Source organism: Kribbella sp. NBC_01245 (genome assembly GCF_036226525.1).
Classification (GTDB): domain Bacteria; phylum Actinomycetota; class Actinomycetes; order Propionibacteriales; family Kribbellaceae; genus Kribbella.
Genome location: NZ_CP108487.1, coordinates 2130334 through 2151864, shown reverse-complemented (window position 1 = coordinate 2151864; position 21531 = coordinate 2130334). Strand labels below are relative to the sequence as shown.

At 67.4% G+C, this 21531-nt stretch carries 25 protein-coding genes; 14 read left to right on the top strand and 11 right to left on the bottom strand.

The genetic code is table 11. From position 1 onward, the window contains the following. Positions 1–31 precede the first annotated feature (31 nt). Positions 32–892, top strand: a complete 861-nt coding sequence (locus tag OG394_RS09530) for a putative RNA methyltransferase (RefSeq protein WP_328994724.1) — start codon at positions 32–34, stop codon at positions 890–892. On the opposite strand, the gene OG394_RS09525 is transcribed toward OG394_RS09530, so the two are convergent. Next, positions 860–1522 (bottom strand): FMN-dependent NADH-azoreductase, encoded by a 663-nt coding sequence (locus OG394_RS09525; RefSeq protein ID WP_328994722.1) that lies wholly within the window; start codon positions 1520–1522, stop codon positions 860–862. The two genes, OG394_RS09530 and OG394_RS09525, sit on opposite strands and share 33 nt — an antisense overlap. A 132-nt stretch (positions 1523–1654) precedes the next feature. Between OG394_RS09525 and OG394_RS09520 the strand changes: the two genes are divergently transcribed. Then, positions 1655–2158: a MarR family winged helix-turn-helix transcriptional regulator gene (locus OG394_RS09520; RefSeq protein ID WP_328994721.1), complete on the top strand. Its 504-nt coding sequence runs from the start codon at positions 1655–1657 to the stop codon at positions 2156–2158. Between the two features lie 11 nt (positions 2159–2169). Here the strand turns inward: OG394_RS09520 and OG394_RS09515 are convergent, their stop codons facing one another. Beyond that, entirely contained in the window at positions 2170–2832 is a 663-nt protein-coding gene (locus OG394_RS09515) for a response regulator transcription factor (RefSeq protein WP_328994720.1), read from the bottom strand. A 4-nt stretch (positions 2833–2836) separates the two neighbouring features. Continuing rightward, complete coding sequence (locus tag OG394_RS09510) at positions 2837–4135, bottom strand: sensor histidine kinase (RefSeq protein ID WP_328994719.1); 1299 nt, start codon at positions 4133–4135, stop codon at positions 2837–2839. 647 nt (positions 4136–4782) lie between these two features. On the opposite strand from OG394_RS09510, the gene OG394_RS09505 reads away from it, so the two are divergent. The 11 genes from OG394_RS09505 (at position 4783) to OG394_RS09455 (ending at position 15139) form a co-directional block, all read left to right on the top strand. Next, positions 4783–5793, top strand: coding sequence for an ABC transporter substrate-binding protein (locus OG394_RS09505; RefSeq protein WP_328994717.1), 1011 nt, complete (start codon positions 4783–4785; stop codon positions 5791–5793). 3 nt (positions 5794–5796) lie between these two features. Further along, complete coding sequence (locus OG394_RS09500) at positions 5797–6552, top strand: ABC transporter ATP-binding protein (RefSeq protein ID WP_328994716.1); 756 nt, start codon at positions 5797–5799, stop codon at positions 6550–6552. After that, positions 6549–7343, top strand: coding sequence for an ABC transporter permease (locus tag OG394_RS09495; protein ID WP_328994715.1), 795 nt, complete (start codon positions 6549–6551; stop codon positions 7341–7343). Before OG394_RS09500 ends, OG394_RS09495 begins: the two co-directional genes overlap by 4 nt. Next, entirely contained in the window at positions 7340–8425 is a 1086-nt protein-coding gene (locus OG394_RS09490; protein ID WP_328994714.1) for an Ldh family oxidoreductase, read from the top strand. Before OG394_RS09495 ends, OG394_RS09490 begins: the two co-directional genes overlap by 4 nt. Then, positions 8422–9123 (top strand): GntR family transcriptional regulator, encoded by a 702-nt coding sequence (locus OG394_RS09485; protein ID WP_328994713.1) that lies wholly within the window; start codon positions 8422–8424, stop codon positions 9121–9123. The genes OG394_RS09490 and OG394_RS09485 overlap by 4 nt, the downstream gene beginning before the upstream one ends. Before the next feature lie 7 nt (positions 9124–9130). Next, positions 9131–9856, top strand: a complete 726-nt coding sequence (locus OG394_RS09480; RefSeq protein ID WP_328994712.1) for an SDR family NAD(P)-dependent oxidoreductase — start codon at positions 9131–9133, stop codon at positions 9854–9856. A 24-nt stretch (positions 9857–9880) separates the two neighbouring features. After that, positions 9881–11461 (top strand): FAD-dependent monooxygenase, encoded by a 1581-nt coding sequence (locus OG394_RS09475; RefSeq protein WP_328994711.1) that lies wholly within the window; start codon positions 9881–9883, stop codon positions 11459–11461. Continuing rightward, entirely contained in the window at positions 11454–11849 is a 396-nt protein-coding gene (locus tag OG394_RS09470; protein WP_328994709.1) for a cupin domain-containing protein, read from the top strand. Before OG394_RS09475 ends, OG394_RS09470 begins: the two co-directional genes overlap by 8 nt. 1 nt (position 11850) lies before the next feature. Continuing rightward, on the top strand, positions 11851–12741 hold the full coding sequence (locus OG394_RS09465; RefSeq protein ID WP_328994708.1) for an amidohydrolase family protein: 891 nt from the start codon (positions 11851–11853) through the stop codon (positions 12739–12741). A gap of 93 nt (positions 12742–12834) precedes the next feature. Next, the gene (locus tag OG394_RS09460) at positions 12835–14382 is read left to right on the top strand and encodes an AMP-binding protein (RefSeq protein ID WP_328994707.1); all 1548 of its coding nucleotides are present in this window, start codon (positions 12835–12837) and stop codon (positions 14380–14382) included. 55 nt (positions 14383–14437) lie between these two features. Next, positions 14438–15139, top strand: coding sequence for a GntR family transcriptional regulator (locus OG394_RS09455; protein WP_328994706.1), 702 nt, complete (start codon positions 14438–14440; stop codon positions 15137–15139). 25 nt (positions 15140–15164) lie between these two features. Here the strand turns inward: OG394_RS09455 and OG394_RS09450 are convergent, their stop codons facing one another. The 4 genes from OG394_RS09450 to OG394_RS09435 form a co-directional block, all read right to left on the bottom strand. Continuing rightward, positions 15165–15629, bottom strand: coding sequence for a PPOX class F420-dependent oxidoreductase (locus OG394_RS09450; RefSeq protein ID WP_328994705.1), 465 nt, complete (start codon positions 15627–15629; stop codon positions 15165–15167). A gap of 24 nt (positions 15630–15653) precedes the next feature. Continuing rightward, positions 15654–17711, bottom strand: a complete 2058-nt coding sequence (locus OG394_RS09445; RefSeq protein WP_328994704.1) for a PQQ-dependent sugar dehydrogenase — start codon at positions 17709–17711, stop codon at positions 15654–15656. 84 nt (positions 17712–17795) lie between these two features. Further along, complete coding sequence (locus OG394_RS09440; RefSeq protein WP_328994703.1) at positions 17796–18176, bottom strand: hypothetical protein; 381 nt, start codon at positions 18174–18176, stop codon at positions 17796–17798. Further along, the gene (locus OG394_RS09435) at positions 18173–18667 is read right to left on the bottom strand and encodes a hypothetical protein (protein WP_328994702.1); all 495 of its coding nucleotides are present in this window, start codon (positions 18665–18667) and stop codon (positions 18173–18175) included. The genes OG394_RS09440 and OG394_RS09435 overlap by 4 nt, the downstream gene beginning before the upstream one ends. Before the next feature lie 83 nt (positions 18668–18750). Between OG394_RS09435 and OG394_RS09430 the strand changes: the two genes are divergently transcribed. Continuing rightward, on the top strand, positions 18751–19134 hold the full coding sequence (locus tag OG394_RS09430) for a VOC family protein (protein WP_328994701.1): 384 nt from the start codon (positions 18751–18753) through the stop codon (positions 19132–19134). Between the two features lie 148 nt (positions 19135–19282). Here the strand turns inward: OG394_RS09430 and OG394_RS09425 are convergent, their stop codons facing one another. The 4 genes from OG394_RS09425 to OG394_RS09410 all read right to left on the bottom strand — a co-directional run bounded on the left by OG394_RS09425 (position 19283) and on the right by OG394_RS09410 (position 21423). Beyond that, positions 19283–19507: a hypothetical protein gene (locus OG394_RS09425; protein WP_328994700.1), complete on the bottom strand. Its 225-nt coding sequence runs from the start codon at positions 19505–19507 to the stop codon at positions 19283–19285. A gap of 110 nt (positions 19508–19617) precedes the next feature. Next, positions 19618–20025 (bottom strand): Imm7 family immunity protein, encoded by a 408-nt coding sequence (locus OG394_RS09420; protein ID WP_328994699.1) that lies wholly within the window; start codon positions 20023–20025, stop codon positions 19618–19620. A gap of 8 nt (positions 20026–20033) precedes the next feature. After that, complete coding sequence (locus tag OG394_RS09415; protein ID WP_328994697.1) at positions 20034–20693, bottom strand: MBL fold metallo-hydrolase; 660 nt, start codon at positions 20691–20693, stop codon at positions 20034–20036. Between the two features lie 31 nt (positions 20694–20724). Then, positions 20725–21423: a maleylpyruvate isomerase family mycothiol-dependent enzyme gene (locus OG394_RS09410; RefSeq protein ID WP_328994696.1), complete on the bottom strand. Its 699-nt coding sequence runs from the start codon at positions 21421–21423 to the stop codon at positions 20725–20727. Between the last annotated feature and the right edge of the window lie 108 nt (positions 21424–21531).

Below are 21531 nucleotides of genomic sequence, written 5' to 3'. Positions count from 1 at the left end.
CCTTTACGCGCTGCCGCGATAGCCTCGCGGGGTGTTGACCGAGGTGGCCGCTGCGCTGCGATGCCCGCATTGCCGGGAGGGCCTGCGGCTCGAGGGCCGTATGGCGACCTGCGCCTCGGGGCATGCCTTTGACCTGGCCAAACAGGGTTACCTCAACCTGTTGCCGTCGACGTCGACCGGTATCGACGGCGACACGGCAGACATGGTCGCGGCGCGGACGGCGTTCCTCGGCGAAGGCCACTACCGGCCGATCCGCGACGCCTTGGCCGGACTCGTCAGCCCGGCCGTGGCTGGTGTCGTGGTTGAGGTTGGAGCGGGTACGGCGTACTACCTGGCCGGCGTAGTCGGTGCCGCCCCGGCCAGGACCGGGATCGCGCTGGACGTGTCGCGGTATGCGGCGCGCCGGGCAGCGAAGGCCCACGAGCGAATCGGCGCGGTCGTGGCTGACGCCTGGCGCGAACTGCCGCTACTGGACGACTCCGCGCAGATCCTGCTGAACGTATTCGCCCCGCGGAACGCCGCCGAGATGGCCCGCGTGCTCACCGCCGACGGCACCCTACTGGTGGTGACGCCGAACGCGGCCCACCTCGCCGAACTCGTCGACGTACTCGGCCTGGTCAAGGTGGACGAATCGAAGGACGCCCGCCTCATGTCATCGCTCGGCGGGCACTTCACCCGCGCGGACGACGTACAGGTCGAACAGGTGATGAAGCTCGACCACACGTCCATCCGCAATCTGGTCGCGATGGGTCCGAGCGCCTTTCACACCGAGGCTGACTCCCTGACCGAGCGGCTCGCGACGCTGCCCGATCCGGCCGACGTGACGCTCTCCGTCACCATCTCGACCTGGCACCCGACGTCAGGCGGCGGGACGGACCAGCCGACGGGCTAGTTCGAGGGCGTGCTCGTTGGCGCGTACGTGGGCGGCGGCCTCGGACTCCTTGGAGAGGTCGATCAGTTCCGACATGGCCGGCGTAACCGGGGCGAGCGTCAGCTCAGCGGCAGCGATGCGGACGTCCATCTTGAACACGTCGCCGAAGATCCTCTGCAGGTACGGCGTGGCGTGGTCCCAACCCTCGCGCGGAGTGCCCGGACCGTAGCCGCCGCCACGGGCGAGCGCGAAGAGCACCGGGCGTCCGGCCATCGGCTCCGGCGCGCCCGGTGCGAAACGCGGGTCGGCGAGCAGCAGGTCGATCCAGGTCTTCACGTGCTGGGAAATCCCGAAGTTGTACAGCGGTACGGCGATGATCGCGGCGTCGGCCTCGATCAGTTCGTCAGCAAGGGCGGTCGAGAACATGACGGCGGCGCGCTGCTGGGGCGTGCGTGATTCCGCCGGGGCGAATTTCGCCGAGATCGCGGCGGGCCAGGCGTCGGCGGGCAGCGGGTTCAGCCCGAGGTCACGGCGGACGACCTTGGTGTCCGGGTGCTCCGCCTCCCAAGCGCTCTGGGCGCTGTCGGCGAGACCTCGGCTGATGGATCCTTCGACCCGAAAGCTGGCGTCGACGCGAAGCAGGGTGGTCATGGAGTTGGTCCTTTCGAAGTCCGGCTACGAGCAAGGCGCTCGGTGATGAGCTGCCACGAAGATAATCTGTAGAGCAGAACATATGCAAGCCAGATCATATTCCGGGTAGTGCGCATCACGTAGACTTGGCGCATGTCCAGCCCCATCGCGGAAGTGCCGACCTCGGTCGAGGAAGACCTCGGCTGGGCGCTCGGCGTCGTCTTCCGGCGCTACGCGAAGGCCGCCGGCGAGTCGCTGGCCGACGTGCCGGGTGGACCGCGCGGTTACCAGGTGCTCGCGACGGCGAATCGCGAGGGCCCGCGCCGTCAGCTCGAGCTCGCTGGTCATCTGGGCGTCGACCGGACCGTCATGACGTACCTGCTGGATGACCTGGAGAAGGCCGGCCTGGTCGAGCGTCAGCCCGATTCGACCGATCGCCGGGCACGGCTGATCGTGCTGAGCGACAAAGGGCGCGAGGTGCTTTGTGACCTCGAGAAGCGGCTCACGACGGCCGAGCGGCAGGTGCTGGACAGCCTCGACGAGGGCGAGCGCCTGATGTTCCGGACCTTGCTGCAGCGCGTGGCCGTGCGCGCCGAGGCGAGCGGGCACAACGCCGATGCGTGCACGCTCGCCGAGGAGCTGGACGAGAACTGCTAGCTCGAGTCCTGTCAGCTCAGAGGGACGAAGCCTGATTCGTACGCGGTGATGACCGCCTGGGTGCGATCGCGCGCGCCGAGCTTGGACAGCACGTTCGCGACGTGCGTCTTGATGGTCTGTACGCCGAGCACCAGTTCGGCCGCGATCTCCGCGTTCGACAGCCCCTTCGCCATGAGCCGCAGCACCTCCCGCTCCCGCTCGGTCAACTGCGCGTGATCGAGCCCGGCCGGCTTGGCCCGACTCTCGTCAGCGCGGACATGGGCGAGGGCCAATGAGCGGATGGCCTCGGGGAAGAGCAGGGACTCGCTGTTCATCACCGTACGAATGGCCTGCACGATTTCCGCGGGCGGCGTTCGCTTGAGCAGGAAGCCCGAGGCGCCGACGCGCAGCGCGTCGTACACGTAGTCATCGTTTTCGAAGGTGGTCACCACCAGCACCCGCGGCGGATTCTCCAGGCCGTCGAGCAGGAGCCGCGTGGCCTGGATGCCGTCGACCGCGGGCATGCGCACATCCATCAGGACGACGTCGGGGTTGGTCCGGCGCACGATCGGTACGACCTCGGCGCCGTCGGCCGCTTCGGCGACCACGCTGAGGTCCGGCTCGGCGTCGATGATGGCGCGCAGACCACTGCGGATCAGCGGTTCGTCGTCGACGACCAGCACGGTGATGGGCACAGGATCAGCCTCTCGCTCTTGAAGGGTTCTTCGTGATGGCGACCGGCAGCGTAACCGCCAGCCGCCAAGTCCCGACCGCGTCATCGCCCGGCGCCAGCCCGGCCTCGACCGTGCCGCGGAGGACCTCGACGCGTTCGCGAATACCGGCCAAACCGCGACCGCCCGACGTCCGCGACAACGCCGGGCCGTGCACGGGATTGCTCAGCTCGAGCCGAAGACCCGAGGCGTCGAGGTTGATCGTCAGGTCCACCACCAGGTCGTCGGCCCGATGGCCGGCATGCCGAATGGCGTTGGTCAGCCCTTCCTGCACGATCCGGTACGCCTCCCGCGATACGGCAGCGGGCAGGCCGTCGAGATCGCCCTCACGCCGTACGACGACGGTGATGCCGCCGGCGCGAGTGGCGTCGACCAGGCGAGACAGGTCGCCGAGGGTGGACTGCGGGGCCGTCGCCGAACCCTCGCGCCGGTCGTCCCGCAACAGCCCGAGCACGTGGTCGAGATCGGCCAGCGCGGCCCGGGCGGACGTCTCCATCGCGGCAAGCGCGTTCTCCGCGAAGGCCGGGTCGGTCGCCAGCACTCGCCGGGCGGCACCGGCCTGCAGCGTGACCAGGCTCAACGCGTGCCCCACGCTGTCGTGCAGCTCCCGCGCCAACCGGTTGCGCTCGGCCAAGGTCGCCGTACGTCGCTCGAGCAACTCGATCCGCTCCGCAGGCGTCGGCCCGAGCACGCGTGGCGCCCAGTGCGCGAGCGCCGCTCCGAAGCCGGCCGCCAAGTAGAACTGCAGCGGTATCAACGTCAACCCGACGGCCGGCATCCAGAGATCGGTCCACGTGCCGCTGGTGGTGTAGCTGAGATCGGGGGCGATCTGGTGCCGCCCGGGCGCTCGGAACGGCGTACCGATCAACACGATGCTCCCGAACACGGCCGCAGTGGTCGCCACGCCCGCGACGCCTCCCGCGATCAGGTGCAGGACGAACCAGAGCGACGTACGCCGGCGCTGCGCCCACGTCCGCGCGGGACCCAGCGGACGCTCGTCGAACCGGACCCCGAGCAACGACTCGACCGCAATACCCTCGACCTCCCGAACCGCCGGCAGCAATCCGAGCACCACGGGCGGCGCGACCACGACCAACGCGATGAGCAGAACCGCGAACGGCCGGGACGGCGCGAGATCCTGCACCAGCGCCGCCAACGCACTCTCAACCAGCAAGAACGCCAGCACCAACGCGGCCCCGAGTAATAGGTAAACCCACCGAAGGTACGTCGACCCGCGCCCCAACACCCGTACCCCAGCAACCGCCACCCGCCCATCCTGCCAAACCCGGGCTCGTTGCCCTTCCCCCGCCCGAGTGACCCGCCACCCCCACGCGAGTGACCCGCCCCTCACGCGAGGGACCTCTCCGCCTATCGCCAGACCCGGTAACGGACGCCGCCCTGAAGTGGCCCCACCACTCCCCGCTCATCGGTCCCTTGTGACGCGGCGTGTCGGCGTTCATCGGTCCCTTCTGACCAACATCCTTTGCATTCGTTCGTCGGAATACGGCCGGTATCTATGGCGTATTCCGACGAACGAACGCAAGAACAATGGGCGAACGACGGCGTGGGGCGTGGGCGCGAGGGACCGATGAGTGGCGACACGCCGGGGCGAAAGGGGCCGGTGGGCGGAAAGAGGCGTGGTGGTGGGGAAATGGGGCAGGGTGTGGGGGAATGGATACGGTGGGTTTGTGACTGACTCCACAACGTTGCAGGTGTGGTTTGGGCTGAGGAGGGGAGCGCGATCAGTGACACGTAAAGAGAACGCCAAATCAGCGGGCGCAGCCACGGTGAGTTCGCGCTGTGCGACGTAGAGTCCCGCTTGGTTGGGGGAGCACACCCTTGTTCCAGACGGGCAGACGGGTGTTGACCGTTCGCGGATGTCTGATGTTTGATCAAATATAGGAGGATGGGTCGATGAGACTGAGGCGTTCGGTTGCCGCGTTGGTGGTGGCCATGGGGCTGCTGGTCAGCGCCTGCGGCGGCAATCCCGACTCCGAATCCGGCAACAAGGGAGAGAAGGTCAGTTACCTGACCTCGTTCGGCACCTTCGGCCGGGAGGCCTATGCCTACGTCGCCCTGGAGAAGGGCTACTTCCGCGAGGCCGGTCTCGATGTCACCATCACACCGGGCAGCGGCACGGTCGACGTGATGAAGCTGGTCGCGGGCGGCCAGGCCGACTACGGCATCGGCGACTTCACGGCCTTCATGATCACGTCCTCCAAGGAGCACCTGCCGGTGACGGCGGTCGGGATGGTCCACCAGCGTTCGCTGGCCGCGATCGTCTCGCTCGAGGGGTACGGCATCACCAAGCCGAAAGACCTGGAAGACAAGAAGATCGGTGACCAGCCGGGTTCGACCAACCAGGTGATGTTTCCGGTCTACGCCAAGGCCGCCGGTATCGACAAGAACAAGGTCCAGTGGGTGGCGTCGGCGCCGCCCGCGCTGCCGGCTCTGCTGGTGTCCGGCCAGGTGAACGGCATCGGCCAGTTCGTTGTCGGCCAGCCGACCATCGAGAAGGCGGCCAAGGGCAAGAAGGCCGTGGTGCTGCCGTACGGCGATCTGCTGCCCGACCTCTACGGCAACGCGATCCTGACCCGTCAGGATGTCGTCAAGGAGAAGCCCGCGCAGGTGCAGAAGTTCACCGCGGCGCTGCTCAAGGGGCTCGCGGACACGATCGCGGATCCGCAGGCCGCCGCGACGATCCTGAAGAAGTACGTACCGGAGACCGACGTGACGGTCGCTGCCGCGGAGTTGATGCTGATGCGCGACTACGTCAAGCCGCCGAGCTACAATGGTCCCATCGGGGCGATCGCGCGGGAGAAGGTCTCCGGCGTCAAGACGGCCCTGGCCCAGGCCGAGGCGATCAACACCGACCTGTTCAACATCGGTGACTACGTGTCGTTCGAACTGGCGCCGAAGGCCTGACCGATGATCCAGCTGGACCAGGTCGGTCAAGTCTTCGAGTCGCGGGACGGATCCGTCCACGCGCTCGAAGGCATTGACCTGGAGGTTCAGGAGAATGAGTTCGTCACGCTGATCGGCCGCTCGGGGTGTGGCAAGTCGACCCTGTTGCGGTTGATCGCGGGACTGCTCGAACCGACGAGCGGCTGGGTGCAGGTGGCGGGCGAACTCGTCACCGCGCCCCGGCCGGACGTGTCGGTGATGTTCCAGCGCCCGGCCCTGCTGCCGTGGCGTTCCGTGCTCTCCAACGTGATGCTGCCGGTCGAGATCGCCGGTGGTGACCGCGGGCAGTACCGGGACCGGGCCCACCAGCTTTTGCATCTGGTCGGCCTGACCGGTTTCGAGAACAAGCTTCCGCACGAGTTGTCCGGCGGGATGCAGCAACGGGTCTCGCTGTGCCGTTCGCTGATCACCCGCCCGAAAGTGATGTTGATGGACGAGCCCTTCTCCGCCTTGGACGCGCTGACCCGCGCCGAGCTGTCGGAGGAACTGCAGCGGATCAAGATGGAGTTGTCCACCACGATCGTGTTCGTCACGCACTCGATCGAGGAGGCGATCCTGCTGGCCGATCGGGTCGTGGTGATGAGCCCGCGCCCGGGCCGGATCCGCGAGATCGTCGACGTGCGGATCCCGCGCCCGCGCACGCTCGGCATTCACGCCGAGGCGGCCGCCGTGGCGAAGGTGAGTGGGCAGCTGCACTCCTTGTTGATGGCGCCGGCATGACCTCGGGGCCCGAGCCCTCCCGGCCCCGCCGGCAAGGCTCCACACTCGCGATCTGGCTGTTGCCCTTGTTCGGGTTCGTCGTCATCCTCGCGCTCTGGTGGGCCGCGACGGTCGTTTTCGCCATCGACGACTTCCTGCTGCCGAGCCCGTTCGACGTCGCCGCCGCCTTCGCCGAACAGCCCGGCTATCTGCTCGATCAGTCCCTGGTGACGTTGATCGAGACGGTCGAGGGTTTCCTGCTGGCGATCGTGACGGGTGTGCCGATCGCGCTGCTGATCGTGCGGTCGCTGGTGCTGGAGCGGATCATCTACCCGCTGCTGCTCGCGGTGAACGCCATCCCGAAGATCGCCGTCGCGCCGCTGCTGGTGATCTGGATGGGCTTCGGCCAAGCCCCCAAGGTGGTGCTGGTCTTCCTGGTCTGCTTCTTCCCGGTGGTCATCTCGACCGCCTCGGGCATGAAGTCGACCCCGATCGAACTCGTCGACCTGCTGCGCTCCCTGAACGCCAGCCGCACCCAGGAGTACTTCAAACTGCGTCTCCAGTACGCCCTGCCGCAGATCTTCGTCGGTCTCAAGACGGCGATCTCGCTGGCCGTGATCGGCTCGGTGATCGCCGAGTTCGTCGGTGCCACCGCCGGCCTGGGCTACGTCATCGTCAACTCGGGCGCCAGCGCCAACACCTCGCTGGCCTTCGCCGCGATGGCCCTGCTCGGTGTGATCAGCATCGTGCTCTTCTACGGCCTGGTCCTGCTGGAGAAGAAGCTGCTGCCCTGGGCCGAGGAGCACCGGTGACGGCCGGCGTCGTCGACGGAGCCGAGCACCAGGTCCGGGTTCGGGCGGAGTGGCTCGAGCAGACCGTGACGGCCATCTTCGCCGCGCTCGACTTCGTACCGGCCGACGCGCACTCGATCGCGGCGGCCCTGGTCGACGCGGATCTGCGCGGTGTCCGCTCGCATGGCGTGATGCTCGTCCCGATGTACGTCGAACGCCTGCTCGCGGGCGGCGTAACGCGCGAACGGCAGGTCGAGGTGCTGTACGACGCCGGCGCGGCGCTGGTCGTCGACGCCCTTGGCGGGATGGGCCAGCTGTCCAGCCCGCAGGCGATGGGCCTCGCGATCGACCGGGCCGGCCGGTTCGGCATCGGCCTGGTCTCGGTCCGCCGGGCGCACCATTTCGGCGCGGCCAGTCGCTGGGCGATGCAAGCGGCCGAGGCTGGTTGTCTCGGCATCGCGATGTCCAACACGACCCCGTTGATGCCCGCGCCGGGTGGTGCCGAGCGCATCGTCGGCAATAACCCGCTCGCCGTCGCCGTACCGACCGAGGCCGGGGTGGAGATCGTCCTGGACATGGCGTTGTCGGCCGTGGCGCTGGGCAAGGTTCGTATGGCGGCTTCTGCCGGGCGGGAGATCCCTGACACTTGGGCGACGGATGCGACCGGCACGCCGACTACCAGCGCGGACGCCGCTCTACTGGGAATGCTGCTGCCTGCGGCCGGGCATAAGGGGTTTGGCCTCGCGTTGATCGTGGACATCCTTACCGGCGTACTAAGTGGCGGTGGGTGGGGTGACCAGGTGCGGCCGCTCTACCGTGAGCCGGATCGGCCTAACGACTGCGCTCACCTCTTCCTGGCGATAGACCCTGCACTGCTTGGGGGCATTACCGAGTTCCGTGCCCGTACGTCGCAGCTCGCGGAGCGCGTTCGTACGTCGGCCACTGCGCCCGGCGTAGACCGGCTGCACGTGCCGGGTGAACTCGAAGCGGACCAGGCCGAGTTCCAGCTCCGCGAAGGCGTACTGCTGGAGAAGGCCGGGTTGGACGGTCTCGTCGAGGCCGCCCGTATCGTCGGCGCACAGATCAGGGAGTCCGGGCTATGAGCCGGCAGATGGAGTTGATGCCAGGAGGCCCCGGCGGTCGCCGTACGTTGGCAGAGACCGCAGCGGCCGAGTTACACCAGTTGATCCTCTCGGGCGAACTACCAAGTGGTACGCCGCTCCGCCTGGTGGACCTGGCCAACCGGCTAGACATGAGCCAGATGCCGGTCCGCGAAGGTCTACGGCGGCTGGAAGCGCTCGGACTGGTCGACATCGTGCCGCACAAGGGTGCGTGGGTGCGTGAGCTCTCGTTGGAGGACCTGCGCGATACCCAGGAGACCCGGCTGGCACTGGAGGCTCTGGCGGTCCGAGCGGCCGCAGAGCGTTTTACCGCCGCTGACGCCAGTACGGCGACTGAGGCGCTCCAGCTGCAGGTGAAGCTGGCCAAGGCAGGCGATATCGTCGGTGCCCGGCAGGCGCACACGGACTTCCACTTCGCGATCTACCGGGCCGGTGGCTCGCGGTGGTTGACCAGGGCGATCGAGCCGGTTTGGCAGAACAGTGAGCGCTACAGGTTCGGCAGCCCGCAGAGCCCGGAGCGGATCGAGCTACACCGTAGGGAGCACGAAGCGATCCTGAAGGCCTGCATCGCGCATGACGTGGAGGAAGCGGAGGAGGCCTTGCGTAGGCATCTCGCGGGTGCCACCGAACGAATAAGCGCGTACATGACCGGTGAGACGGGCGGGACCAGGAAGGACTAGCAGGGCGATGAAGGCGAGCTTCGACGCGACCGGTGAGGTCGTGGTCGTCACCGGTGGCGCGCGGGGGATCGGCGCTGCCCTGGCCGCCGCCGTCGCCCGCCTCGGTGGTACCGCCGTCGTCTTCGACATCGTCACCCCTGCCCTGACTGAAGGCGTTGAGTACGTCGAGGTGGACGTGGCAGACCGCGACGCCGTCGCCAAGGCTGTCGCCGCAGTGGTCGAGCGGCACGGGCGGATCGACGGCCTGGTCGCCGGTGCCGCCGTCCAGCCGCGTACGCCGGTGCTCGCAACGGACCCGGAGGAGTGGACCGGCGTCCTCAACGTCAACCTCGACGGTGTCGTCTGGGTCTGCCAGGCCGTGGTGCCGCACATGATCGAACGACGTTCGGGCTCGGTCGTCGTCTTCACCTCGGGCCTCGCCCACACCGGTTTCCCCGGCGCCGCGGCGTATGCGGCCAGCAAGGCGGCGCTCATTGCGTTCGCGAAGACCCTCGCGGCCGAGGTCGCCGAGCATCGCGTCCGGGTGAACGTGATCGCCCCGGGCGTAATCGACACCGACCAGTTCCGTACGGCGAACGCGGGCGCCGACTTGGACCGCTGGCGTACGACCACCGGTATCGGTGATCCCGACGACGTGGTCGGGCCGCTGCTCTTCCTGCTGTCCGACGCCGCCGGGATGACCGGCTCCCAGCTCACCCGGGAGCGGGCGTTCGGCCGGCTCACCCACTACTAGCGAGACACAGCACTAGGAGGACCCTTGCCCGACCAGTTGCCCGTTGCCGTCGTGGGCGCGGGCCCGATCGGACTGACCACCGCCCTCGGTCTCGCGCATTACGGGGTGCCGTTCATCCTGCTCGAAGAGGATGCGGTGCTGTCCCGGGATACGAAGGCCGGCACGGTGCTGACGCGCACCCTGGAGGTCTGGGACCGGTACGGCTGCGTCGAGCAGGTGCTGGCGGCCGCGTTGCGCATCGACGAGATCGGCGACATCGACAAGTCCACGAGCACTCCGCGGGCGTCGGTCCAGCTGGAGGAGCTCGTCCGGGACACCCGCTTCCCGTTCGTCATCAACATCCCGCAGCATCACCTCGAACCGATCCTCGCGGATGCCCTCGACGGTTCCGTGATGATGGAACATCGCCTCGAGTCGTTCGAAGTGAAGAACGACCACGTAGTTCTCTTCGTAGAGACTCCTGAGGGCCGTAAGGAGATCGAGGCGTCATACCTGCTTGCGTGCGACGGAGGCCGCAGCAAGGTCCGTGACGCTCTCGGCGCAACAGTGTCCGGGGAGACCCTTCCCGAGCGGTACATGTTGATTGACGTGGTGGTGGACCTAGACGTCACCAACGCGCGCGACTATCCGTACCTGGCCTACTTCGCGGATCACAGCGAGTGGATGGTTCTGATCCGCCAACCCGAGTACTGGCGGTTCCTGTTCCCACTAGGGCCTGACCAGGCTCCGCCAGACGAGGACGGCCTATTGGCCAAGGTGCGGCAGTTCATCGGAGAGGTCGACCGGATGGAGCTACACGGCTCTGTCATCTACAACGTGCACCACCGGGTTGCGGACCACTGGTCAGCCGAAGGCCGGGTCTTCCTGATGGGAGATGCCGCACACCTCATTACCCCGATGTGGGCGCTAGGCCTCAACACTGGTGCCCTAGACGCCTCCAACCTTCCCTGGCGTCTGGCCTGGGTACTACGCGGCTGGGCGACTCCGGAACTCCTCGATGGCTACGAGCAGGAGCAGCGGCCAGTAGCGATCGAAGGCTCGGGGGAGATGGCCGAGGCGGCTCGCAAGTACATGTCGCACCAGCGGGGTGCGGTGACTGCAGCCGGGAGTGCTTGGGCTACGGCGTACACGCGGACACTGCTCGGCGTACGGCTTGATGTGGATGGTGAAGGCGACTGGTCGATGGTCATGACCGCGGCAGAACCGCCTGCCGTCAGGGCCGGGGATAGAGCGCCAGACCTGGTACTCCGTGGTGCGACCGGCCCTACGTCGATCCACGAGTTGGCGCGGGATTCCTTTGTGGCGTTGTACTTCACCGACGTACGGCGGCGGCCGGACATCCCGGTGAACGATTCGCCCGCCCTGAGGCACTACGTGGTGTCCCGGTGGGATGCGCCACTTGATTCGGGGTTGAGGGAGCGCGCGCTGTTCGACCCGGGCGCGATCGCCACCGGGCGGTACGGCGTACCGGCGGACACCATGGTGCTCATCCGGCCGGACGGGCACATCGCGTCGGTCGAGCCGATTAGACCCGGTGTGGCGGAGGATCGGTACATGGCCATCACGGGACGGCCGGTACCGGGACTGGAGGTCGGTGGTGGCTGAGGACGTGATGCGGCACTTCCAGGAGGTGCTGCTGCAGACGGATGACCTGGAGTGGGTCGAGAAGTCCCTGGCCGGGTTGTCCCACAAGATGCTTTGGCGGGATGAGGAGACCGAGGCATCTATTGCGCTCGTGAAGTTCGAACAGGGCGCAGGGATACCTACTGCCCACCAGCACGCGTCCAACCAGTTCATGTTCTGCCTGTCCGGGAAGTACCGCTATATCCCGACTGGAACCACTCTGACCAAGGGCAGCTTCTACTGGAACCCGAAGGGCTCTACCCACGGCCCGACCGTCGCGGACGAGACCTCCATCCTGCTCGAGGTGTACGACGGCCCGCACTATCCCGAGCGCCCATCCTTCTACGACAACGACGAGGACGCCCGCTGACATGCCCGGCTGGGACGTCCACACCCACCTGATCCCGCCGACGGTGCTCGACGCCGCGCGGCAGGGCCGGTTCGGGCTGTCGATCGACGACGGCACGCTGGTGGTGGACGGCCGCGCGCGATTGCCGATGCGGCGGATGGCCTCGCCGCAGGCCCTGCTCGAATGGGTGGACGCCCAGGATCTGGACGGCGCGATCGTCTCGATACCGCCGCCGTTGTTCCGCTACGAGCTCGGCGCGGCGTGGGCCGAGCTGGTGAATGAGGGCCTCAGGCAACTAGCCGGACCACGTCTGCGGGTGCTCGGGCATCTCGTCCTCGTCGATCCCGGGATGGCCGAATCCCTTGCTGGGGAAGGGGTTTTCAGCGGCTTCGCCCTCGGCACGCCGGGTTTCACCGAGCGCGACGAACTCTGGCAGGTGCTGCACGAGCTGAAGGCGTTCACCTTGATCCACCCGAGTCATTGCGACGACCCGCGCCTCGCGCCGTACTACTTGTCGAACCTCCTTGGTAACCCCTACGAGACAGCGCTTGCGGTGGCGGAGCTGGTCTTCGGCGATGTACCCGCGCGGTTCCCGGGGATCCGGTTCTGCCTGTGTCATGGCGGGGGAGCGACCGCCGCGGTGGCCGGCCGTTGGCAGCGCGGCGTGGACACGGATCGGCCCGGGGTCGAGCCGCTCGGCCTGTCGATCGCCGAGGCGCTGCGGCGGTTCTACGTGGACGATCTCGTGCACGACCCGGCCGTCTTGGCCTTACTGGCGGAGATCTTCGGGCCGGACAAAGTACTCACCGGTAGCGACTGGCCATTCCCGATGGGGGCTGACAGCATCGATCGCGATCGGGCCGAACGACGGGCCCTGGAGGTCGAAGTGTTCACCCGGCCGCTGGGGAATTGATCGTTCAAGCTCTTGGAGCTGAGGCGAGATCATGATCAAATATCAAATCTGCACCATCGAAACACCGAGGTAAGCACTGCCTGGAGATGCCGCATGACCTTCCTTCCCCTGGACCTCGCCGCCGCGCCGGGCCGCCATCTGCTGCGCGGCCTGCGCCCGGATGAGCGGCACCTTGCCCGCCTGCTGGTCAGCCAGGCCGAGGCGCTCGGCGACAAACCCGCGTTGCGGATGGGCGACACCACCATCACGTACGCCGATCTCCCGCGCCTGGCGGCTGCCGGCCGGGACCGCCTGTTGGCCGCGGGGGTGAACCCGGGCGAGCGGGTGTGCACCCTTGCGGCCAACTCCGTCCAGCTGGTGCAGATCTTCCTCGGGTGTGCCGTGACAGGCGCGATCTACGTCCCGTTGGACCCACGGCTGCCGGACGAGGAGCTGAGCGAGCGGATCGCGGCCGTGGAGCCCGCCGCGATCTACGCGGACAAGCCCATCGACGACCAGCTGCCGATGGCGACCGACGAGCCGTTGCTGGGCGCTGACCTGTACGCCGAGGCGTCGTACGACGGAACGTTGCCGGGGCTGATCCTGCACACGTCAGGCACGACCGGGCGGCCCAAGGGCGTGTTGTGCCCGCATAGCCAGCTCTTCTCGTGGGCGATCTTCGGCAACGAGCAGCTCGGGGTGACGCCGGACGACGTGCTCTACACGAACCTCCCGCTGTTCCACTGCAACGCCCTCGTCACCGTGACGCAGTCCTGGGTCGCCGGGGCGACGGCGGTCGTGGGCACGGAGTTCGACGTCGGCCTGTTCTGGGCGCAGCTCGCGGAATACGAGGCGACCATCACGTTCCTGCTCGGCTCGATGATCCACCAGCTGGTGAGCCGGTCCGCCGAGATCCCACCGCCGGACGATCACCGGTTGCGGCTGGTCCTCGCACCCGGCGCGGGCAGCGACGCCAAGCGCCGGTTCACCGAGTGGTCCGACGTACTCGTCGTGGACGCCTTCGGCATGACCGAGCTCAACGTGGTCAGCTACGAACCGCTGGACCGGATCGTCAGCGGCTCGATGGGAGTGCCGTTCCCGGACTTCGAGATCCGCGTCGCCGACGGGTACGACGTACCGGTGCCGGACGGGACCGTCGGCCAGTTGCTGGTCCGTCCGCGTTCGCCGTTCATCACCGCGCTCGGCTATTGGAACGCGCCGCAGGAAACGATGAACGCCTGGCGCAATCTCTGGTTCCACACCGGCGATCTGGTCGCGTGGGAGCCCGACGGTTCGTTGCGGTACGTCGACCGCCTGGCCGACGCAATCCACCGGGGCGGCCACACCATCTCCAGCCGCGAGATCGAGGCGGTGTTGCAGAGTCATCCCGCAGTGCTGGAATGCGCGGTGTACGGCGTACCGGCGGGTGTAGGTGACGACGACATCCTTGCGGCGGTACGGCTGGTTCCGGGGACTCGGGTCGGCGCGGACGAGTTGTCGGGCTTCGCGACACGTGAACTGGCTGCGGGATTAGTGCCGGACTACGTCTACGTTGTGGACGAACTGCCGCACACTGCGAACGGCAAGATCGCCAAGGCGGCACTGCGTTCTCAGGGCGCTCCTGACGGTCGTGACACCCCTCAACGCGTAGTGACGAGCTAAATCCGCTCAGCGCAGTTACGGTTGGCTCTCAGTACGGAACACTAGAGAGGTTTCGATGACCCGACGGCTCGAGCTCACCCCCAGGGGACCGAGCGGGCGGCGTACTTTGGCCGAGGAGGCGGCGGCCGAGCTGCACGCGCTGATCCTCTCCGGCGAGCTGCCCAGTGGTACGCCGCTCCGGCTGGAAGAACTGGCCCGGCGGCTGGACATGAGCCAGATGCCGATTCGCGAAGGCCTACGCCGGATGCAGGCGCTCGGTCTGGTCGAAATCGTTCCGCACAAGGGCGCGTGGGTCCGCGAGCTGTCGATGGACGACCTCCGCGACACCCACGAAACCCGTCTGGCGCTGGAATCCCTGGCTGTACGAGCGGCGGCGGGCCGATTCGCCGACGCGGACGCGAAGGCCGCCGCGGCCGCCCTCGCCGAGCACGTCCGATTGTCGAAGGCGGGCGACATCGTGGCATCCCGGCAGGCGCATACGGACTTCCACTTCGCGATCTACCGGGCGGGCGGTTCGCGTTGGCTGCCGCGCGCGATCGAGCCCGTCTGGCAGAACAGCGAGCGCTATCGGTTCGGCTCCCGGCAAACGCGGGCGCGGATCGAGCAGACCCGGCAGGAGCACCAGGCCATTCTCGACGCCTGCCTGGCCAAGGACCCGGACGCCGCCGAGGCCGCCCTGCGCTCCCACCTGGAAGGCGCCATGGTCCGCATCACCGAGACCATGGCCGCCCGTGCCGCTGGAACTCCGCTCGACTGAGTTCCGCGTTAGCCCTCAGTCCGCTTTAGTCCGCGAATCGGGCCGGGAAGCCGCCGGTCGCGACCGGGCCCCAGCGTTCGGGGGTGATCCGGATCAGGCACTTGCCCTGCTTGGTCATGGCTTCCCGGTACTCGTCCCAGTCCGGGTGTTCGCCGGAGATCGAGCGGAAGTAGTCCACCAGCGGCTCGACCGCCTCGGGCAGATCGATCACCTCACCGGTGCCATCGACCTGCACCCAAGGGCCGTCCCAGTCGTCGGACAGTACGAGCACGCTGGTCCGCCCGTCCCGCTTGATGTTCTTGCTCTTGGCGCGTTCCGGGTACGACGAGATGACGATCCGTCCCTCGGGATCAACCCCGCCCGAAACCGGCGACAGCTGCGGCGAACCGTCCTGCCGCCGGGTCACGAGCAGCAGGTGATGGCGAGGCCGCACGAACTCCAGCAGCCCCTCGAGCTCAACCTTCGTATTGGTGGCAATAGAACGTGGCATACCCCCACTCTTTCAGAGCAGCAGCTATGGGCGGGTGGCGGTGAGGGTTAGGTGGCGGAGGCGGCCGGTGTTGTCGAAGGAGCCGAAGCCGGTTCGGCCGGAGGTGAAGGTCTTGTCGACGGCCGTGATCAACGGGTCGGCCCGGCCGTCGACGTACACCGCGATCTCGCCCGTCGACGCGCAGTGGGTGACGCGGATGCGGTGCCATGCTTCGTCGGTGATCGCGGGTTTGGCGCCGATCGAGTTGGCCGGTTTCCACTGGTCGTCCAGGCGGAAGCGGTCGGCGTTGTTCACGACGAAGATCCCGTTGTGCGGGTAGATCGTGTTGTCCGACGAGAGATGCGCGTAGTAGAACTCCGTGTCCGAGCGATGCCCGAACACGATGATCACGTCCCGGTTGGCCACGCTGACCGGCGCGTCGAGCCGGACTTCCGCGTCGATGCGCACATTCCCGACCACTGGTCCCTTGGTCAGTACGGCGTACTCGAATGGCCGCCGCGGTCCGGGACGAGCCACGCCCGCCTCGGCGAGTACAACCTCGTTGCCCGGGAACTGCCACTTCGCGGGCGTGACCGGCGCCCAGTTGCGCGCGCCTGCCGTGTTCACGACGACCATGCCGTTGGTTCGGCAATTGGCGAATTGCCGAGTCCCGACGACCTTCCAGATCTTGCCGTTCGCCTTGGACAGCAGGTAAAGCTCGCCACGCGCGTCCGTACCGAGGCGCAGATCGACTCTCGAATGGCCGGCCAGTTCGGAGGTCTTCACTCGCTTACCGGTGGCGTCGTACACCATCAGCTCGTTGATCTTCGCGAGCGGTTGACCCCGGCGCATCGCCCGCGATTCGGCGTACATGACACGTCCGTCGACCAGGTCCGCGAAGACGTACTTCCCGCGCAACCGCGGCACGTCGTACCCGCGATAGACGAATCCGCCACTGATGGCGTGCCCGCTGTCCGCCGTACAGGGGAGGCCGGGTGGCGGGTCGTGGTCGTACGCCGCGACCGGGTAGGTGTAGCCGAGGGACGCGTCGTCGGCCGGGAGTGGATTGAGGTTGCAGCGGTCGGTTCGGCTGAAGACCCAATGGCCTTCGCGTTGGTTCCAGCCGAGGTTGTCGCCGGCGCGGACGTCGTACACGGCCTCGATCTCGTGTTCGCCGATATGCCCGAGCAGCATGCGACGGCCGTCCCAGCTGAAGCGATGCGGGTCGCGCATGCCGTACGCCCAGATCTCGCCGAGGGCGCCGGGTCTGCCGATGAACGGATTGCTCGCGGGTACGCCGTATCGCCCGCTGGCGCTGTTCGTGCCGCGCGGGTCGATCCGGAGGATCTTGCCTTGCGGGATGGCCAGGTTCTGCGGGTCGTCGGTCACTACGCCGAGGCCGCCGTCGCCGGATGCGATGTAGAGCTGGCCATAATCCGTATCGCCGCGATGGGCGGTCGTACGGAAGCCGATCTGCTGGATGCCGTGGACTTGGCCGCTGTAGCCGAGGCGGATCACCTCGCGCCGAGTGCCCGCGAAGGCGTCCGCTGTCGGGTCGGACGCGGTCCATTCGGTGATGACGCCGTGGAACTTTGTGCCGGATTGCGTTGGCAGGTCGGTCGGTTTGGTGAGGGCGGCACCCCACTCCGTGTGCACGGTGTAGAACCGGCCGTTGCGGGCGAACTCGGGATGGAACGCGACGAACCCGAAGCCGGAACCGAGGCCGCGCGAGGAGACGAAGTCCGGCGCGAAGGTGGCGCCGACGTCGAGGTACTCGCGTGGTTGTCCGTTGCGAAGTAGGTAGAGCTTGCCGTTGAGATCCGGTACGGCGAGGCGGCTGGAGCGATCCGGAACCGGGCTCAGGTAGTTGATCCGGGCCTGCCGGTCCAACCGGGGATCACCGGTCGGGGGAGTCGGCTCGGATTTCGGGAACGAGGCATATTCCTTGACCACCAGGCCGAGCCCGGAGACGACCGGGTTGTCGGTGATCGGGTCGAGGATCGGCGCGTCCTGGCTGATGGACGCGGGAGCTGTTGTGGATGCGAACGGCGCTGCCAGGGCGACGCCGGCGAAGAGCAGGAAGAGCGAGCGGAATTTGGGCAAGTTTCCACACCCCACCAAGGATTGGGAGCGATTAAGGAAAGCGATTGCCAAAAGCTAGGAGCATGGCTCAGTGAAGTCAAGAGCTCACTGAGAGCTAGCGGTTTCGTGAACTGACAACCAGCGCAGACCGTTGCGCGTTGATGCGTCTGGCAGCAGGACAGCGGTGACTCGGCGGGATGTGCCGATCGAGTGCTGCTCGTGGAATCGGCAGACCACAACCTCGGACGTCTGCACCACGATGTGGAAGTCGCTGATCGTGATGCGCAAACCGGGTGCGGCGTTTCGGGCGCCGGCGAGTGCCTCGGTCAGCGCGGCGAGACCGGATACCCTTCCCTCGATATCAACGAGAGTGAAGTCGGGGGATTGCGCTGCCAGGAACCGTTCGAGCAACTCGGCGTCAGCCTCGGTGCCGAGCCAGTCGGCGAGATCGGCGTGGAGCTGCTCCACCTCGGCAAGGACGTTCATCGGATCAGCTCCTCGGGTAGGACGACCGTCTCCAACTCTTCCTCCGACAACGTGTTGATGATCGCTTTGAGGGCTTGCGCTTGGGCAGTGGTCGGCAGGCCGCCGGCAAGGAGGTACGGCAGGCTGACCTCGTAGCCGCAGCGTGCTCGCGGACTGTACCGGTCTCGCGTCCGGGCGACGGCCGAGGCCACCCGGATCGCATGCTCGTTACCTGGTGGAACATTCGGGCGATCGGTTTCACGAGCGGCGAAGCGGAAGCCGTTCGCTTGGTCGCACGCGTGGCAACCGACCGGGCCGGCGCCGAGGTCGTTGCCGCAGTCGTCGCAGCGGAGTTTCGTCAGGGCCGCATCGACCACGCGCCAGTCGAACTCGGACGGATCCTGCAACACCACCTTGGCCAGGTCGTCGTCCAACCCGTCGACGCCCGCTTCGGCACGGAAGGCGAGCCAGGCCGCGTCGAGGCTCTTCTCCACCTCCCGCAGCGCTGTCACGAACCGCGGATGGTCGACCCGTCTCGTCGTCTCCCCATTCAAACGGGAGGTGCGGTCGACCGCCTGTGATTTAACCTCACGGCATGGCCCGACTTCGTGACGTGGTGATCGACTGCCGCCATCCCGCCTCGCTCGCGCGCTTCTGGGCGGAGGTGCTCGACGGTTACGCGATCGCGCCGTACGACGAGGACGAACTCGCCCGCCTGCGGGAACTCGGTATCGACGATCCCGAGGACGATCCGTCGGTACTACTCGAGCCGGCTCCCGGCGTACGGCCCAGGTTCTTCTTCCAGCGGGTGCCCGAGGCTAAGACCGTCAAGAACCGGATGCACATCGACCTCTCGGCCGACGACGTGAACCTCGAGGTCGACCGCCTACTCGGCCTCGGCGCGCGGCTCATCCAGCGGTACGACGAACACGTGCTGCTGGCCGACCCCGAAGGCAACGAGTTCTGCGTGATGCTGTGACCTGAATGGGCGCACTGGGGGACGGACCCGGGACATCGCCCGGATCTGATGCCGCGTTGGTACCTCACGTTGTTGCCTGGCTCGTGAAGACGCCGCCGGGCTCAAGCTTCAGCCCGGAACAGCCGGGCCTGAACCCGGCGGCCGCAGGTCAGAGCAGGTGCAGTTTGGCGAACGGGGCGAGGACCCGGATCCGGTTCGGACCGAAGTCGACGAGCACCGCGATGCCTTCCTCCACTGCGGCTACCGTGCCAAGGCCTTCCCGGTCGTGGGAAACCCGATCTCCAGGTGCGAACACCTTGAGCGGCTCCCGAACCGGAGGCTTGAAGGGGCTGGTGGCGAGGTGACGACGCGTCGTCGCGCGATAAGGCTCCATGTCATCTCCAGTATGCGCCAGTTTTCCTCAGGTTCCACGTCGAGGGCGCGTCAACAACCTGTCAAGAGTTCTGTCACCAGCCTGACACCAGCCCTCACGCAGCGCGAGGATCAGGTGTGTTCGGGGTCCTCTACGGCTCCAACGTGAGGCGAGAGGAATTGATCGGCCTGTGGAGTCACCATGCCGCGTTTCATAACCCACGCGACCCAACGGTTTCCGCCATCACCAGGGGCCTCGTCGTCGTACACGTGAAGGATGCCGTACGACCATGGGGCGGCCCGGGCGACGCTGTGGAACGTCTCAATGACTGCGTCCTGCCGGTGGTTGCGAAGCCCTGCCAGCCACAGGTGACACGAGCCGTTGACGATCCGCAGATCCGCGACCTGAAAGTCGTTGGTGATGGCCGCGATTTCGCCGGCCACGGTGTCATACGCAGTCTTGGTCAGGCCGTCGGCGACGACCCAGCCGACGGCTTCCGACGAATCTCGAACGGTCGCCCACCCGTGGTACTCGAACATGCCTGGTTCTACCAGCCGCGGGCGCGCCACTCCGGGAGGCTGGGGCGCTCGGTGCCGAGGGTGGTGTCGTCGCCGTGGCCGGGGTAGACCCAGGTCTCGTCCGGTAACCGGTCGAACAGCTTCGTTTCTACGTCGCCGAGCAGGGACTTGAAGGCCTCGGGGTCGCCGTGCGTGTTGCCGACACCGCCCGGGAATAGCGAGTCGCCGGTGAAGACGTGGGGCGCGCCGGCCGGGTCGTCGTACAGCAGGGCGATCGAGCCGGGGGTGTGGCCGACCAGGTGGATCACCTCGAGCTCGGACTCGCCGACCTTGATCCGGTCGCCGTCGCCGACCGGCTCGCCGGTGGGCACCGGAATGCCGTCGACGTCGAACCGGCCGGCCACCGTGATCGCGTTGGTCTTGGCGATGACTTCGCCGAGGGCCTGCCAATGGTCCTGATGCCGATGGGTCGTGATGACCCGGGCGAGACCGGCGCCGCCGATGACGCGGAGCAGGGTCTTAGCGTCGTTGGCGGCGTCGATCAGCACCTGCTCGTCGGTCCGGCGGCAGCGCAGCAGGTAGGCGTTGTTGTTCATCGGGCCGACCGCGACCTTGGTGATCATCAAGGCGGCCAGCTCGTGCGTCTGCACCGGTCCACCCACGTGGACGTTGCCGTGATACTCGGTCATCGCTCGCTCCTCAGTGGTCGGCGCCGGACCACTAGCCCCAGGCCGGCAGGGACGGCAGTTCGCCGTCGTAGGTCAGGTCGGTGCCATCCGCACGGCCGAGCAACCAGCCCAGCAGCGCGGCACTGTCACCACTGACGATCCTCGCACCCGGCTCGTCCCGGGCCCAACCCGTGTCGTCGGCACGAAGCCCGAAACCGAGGCCCGGCCGGTTGGTCATCGCATAGTCCAGCAGTACGTCGCGGAGCCAGGGCTCGACGTCAGCGAACGTCCGGCCGAGGCCGAGGTCGACGTGGTGGACCTCGAGCTCGGTCAGCCGGGCGGGCAGGATCATCCAGGCCGGGCGGCCCTTGCCGTTGGGCCAGCTCACCTCGGTCTCCCAGTTGGCGTCGGGCACCTCTGCGACGGCCTGGAGGAACTTCGCCGTACCGCCGGCGAGGTCGGCCAGCTGCGCCGCGACCGGTCGGGCAGCGCCTGCCTCGATGTCGGCGTTGCGGCTCTCGGGCGAGGAATAGGCGGGAGTAGGTACGCTGGTGCGGGCCCAGTTGGTCAGGTTGGTCAAGGCGTCCGCATTGCGGGCGATGTGGGTGAGCACATGACCGACGGACCACCCGGGCAACGCGCTGGGACGGCGAACCTCGTCGTCCGATAGTCGGCGGACGGTGACCAGCAGATCATCGGTAGCGGACGGAACGGTCTCGATCAGGCGGCCGAGCAGCGGTGGGTGCGACATTGGGGAAGGCTATCCAGAGGCCACCGACAATTCCCGTTCTCGCCCTGCCGACCCGGTTTCGGCAGCCCGTTCCGGACCTGTCGGGGGCTCTCGGGATCGCACGAATCA

Excerpts from the sequence above, each read along its gene's own strand:
- OG394_RS09525 (WP_328994722.1), bottom strand. The coding sequence starts at position 1,522 with ATGACCACCCTGCTTCGCGTCGACGCCAGCTTTCGGGTCGAAGGATCC.
- OG394_RS09520 (WP_328994721.1), top strand. The coding sequence starts at position 1,655 with ATGTCCAGCCCCATCGCGGAAGTGCCGACCTCGGTCGAGGAAGACCTC.
- OG394_RS09505 (WP_328994717.1), top strand. The coding sequence starts at position 4,783 with ATGAGACTGAGGCGTTCGGTTGCCGCGTTGGTGGTGGCCATGGGGCTG.
- OG394_RS09500 (WP_328994716.1), top strand. The coding sequence starts at position 5,797 with ATGATCCAGCTGGACCAGGTCGGTCAAGTCTTCGAGTCGCGGGACGGA.
- OG394_RS09495 (WP_328994715.1), top strand. The coding sequence starts at position 6,549 with ATGACCTCGGGGCCCGAGCCCTCCCGGCCCCGCCGGCAAGGCTCCACA.
- OG394_RS09485 (WP_328994713.1), top strand. The coding sequence starts at position 8,422 with ATGAGCCGGCAGATGGAGTTGATGCCAGGAGGCCCCGGCGGTCGCCGT.
- OG394_RS09480 (WP_328994712.1), top strand. The coding sequence starts at position 9,131 with ATGAAGGCGAGCTTCGACGCGACCGGTGAGGTCGTGGTCGTCACCGGT.
- OG394_RS09465 (WP_328994708.1), top strand. The coding sequence starts at position 11,851 with ATGCCCGGCTGGGACGTCCACACCCACCTGATCCCGCCGACGGTGCTC.
- OG394_RS09460 (WP_328994707.1), top strand. The coding sequence starts at position 12,835 with ATGACCTTCCTTCCCCTGGACCTCGCCGCCGCGCCGGGCCGCCATCTG.
- OG394_RS09455 (WP_328994706.1), top strand. The coding sequence starts at position 14,438 with ATGACCCGACGGCTCGAGCTCACCCCCAGGGGACCGAGCGGGCGGCGT.
- OG394_RS09450 (WP_328994705.1), bottom strand. The coding sequence starts at position 15,629 with ATGCCACGTTCTATTGCCACCAATACGAAGGTTGAGCTCGAGGGGCTG.
- OG394_RS09440 (WP_328994703.1), bottom strand. The coding sequence starts at position 18,176 with ATGAACGTCCTTGCCGAGGTGGAGCAGCTCCACGCCGATCTCGCCGAC.
- OG394_RS09430 (WP_328994701.1), top strand. The coding sequence starts at position 18,751 with ATGGCCCGACTTCGTGACGTGGTGATCGACTGCCGCCATCCCGCCTCG.
- OG394_RS09425 (WP_328994700.1), bottom strand. The coding sequence starts at position 19,507 with ATGGAGCCTTATCGCGCGACGACGCGTCGTCACCTCGCCACCAGCCCC.
- OG394_RS09420 (WP_328994699.1), bottom strand. The coding sequence starts at position 20,025 with ATGTTCGAGTACCACGGGTGGGCGACCGTTCGAGATTCGTCGGAAGCC.
- OG394_RS09415 (WP_328994697.1), bottom strand. The coding sequence starts at position 20,693 with ATGACCGAGTATCACGGCAACGTCCACGTGGGTGGACCGGTGCAGACG.
- OG394_RS09410 (WP_328994696.1), bottom strand. The coding sequence starts at position 21,423 with ATGTCGCACCCACCGCTGCTCGGCCGCCTGATCGAGACCGTTCCGTCC.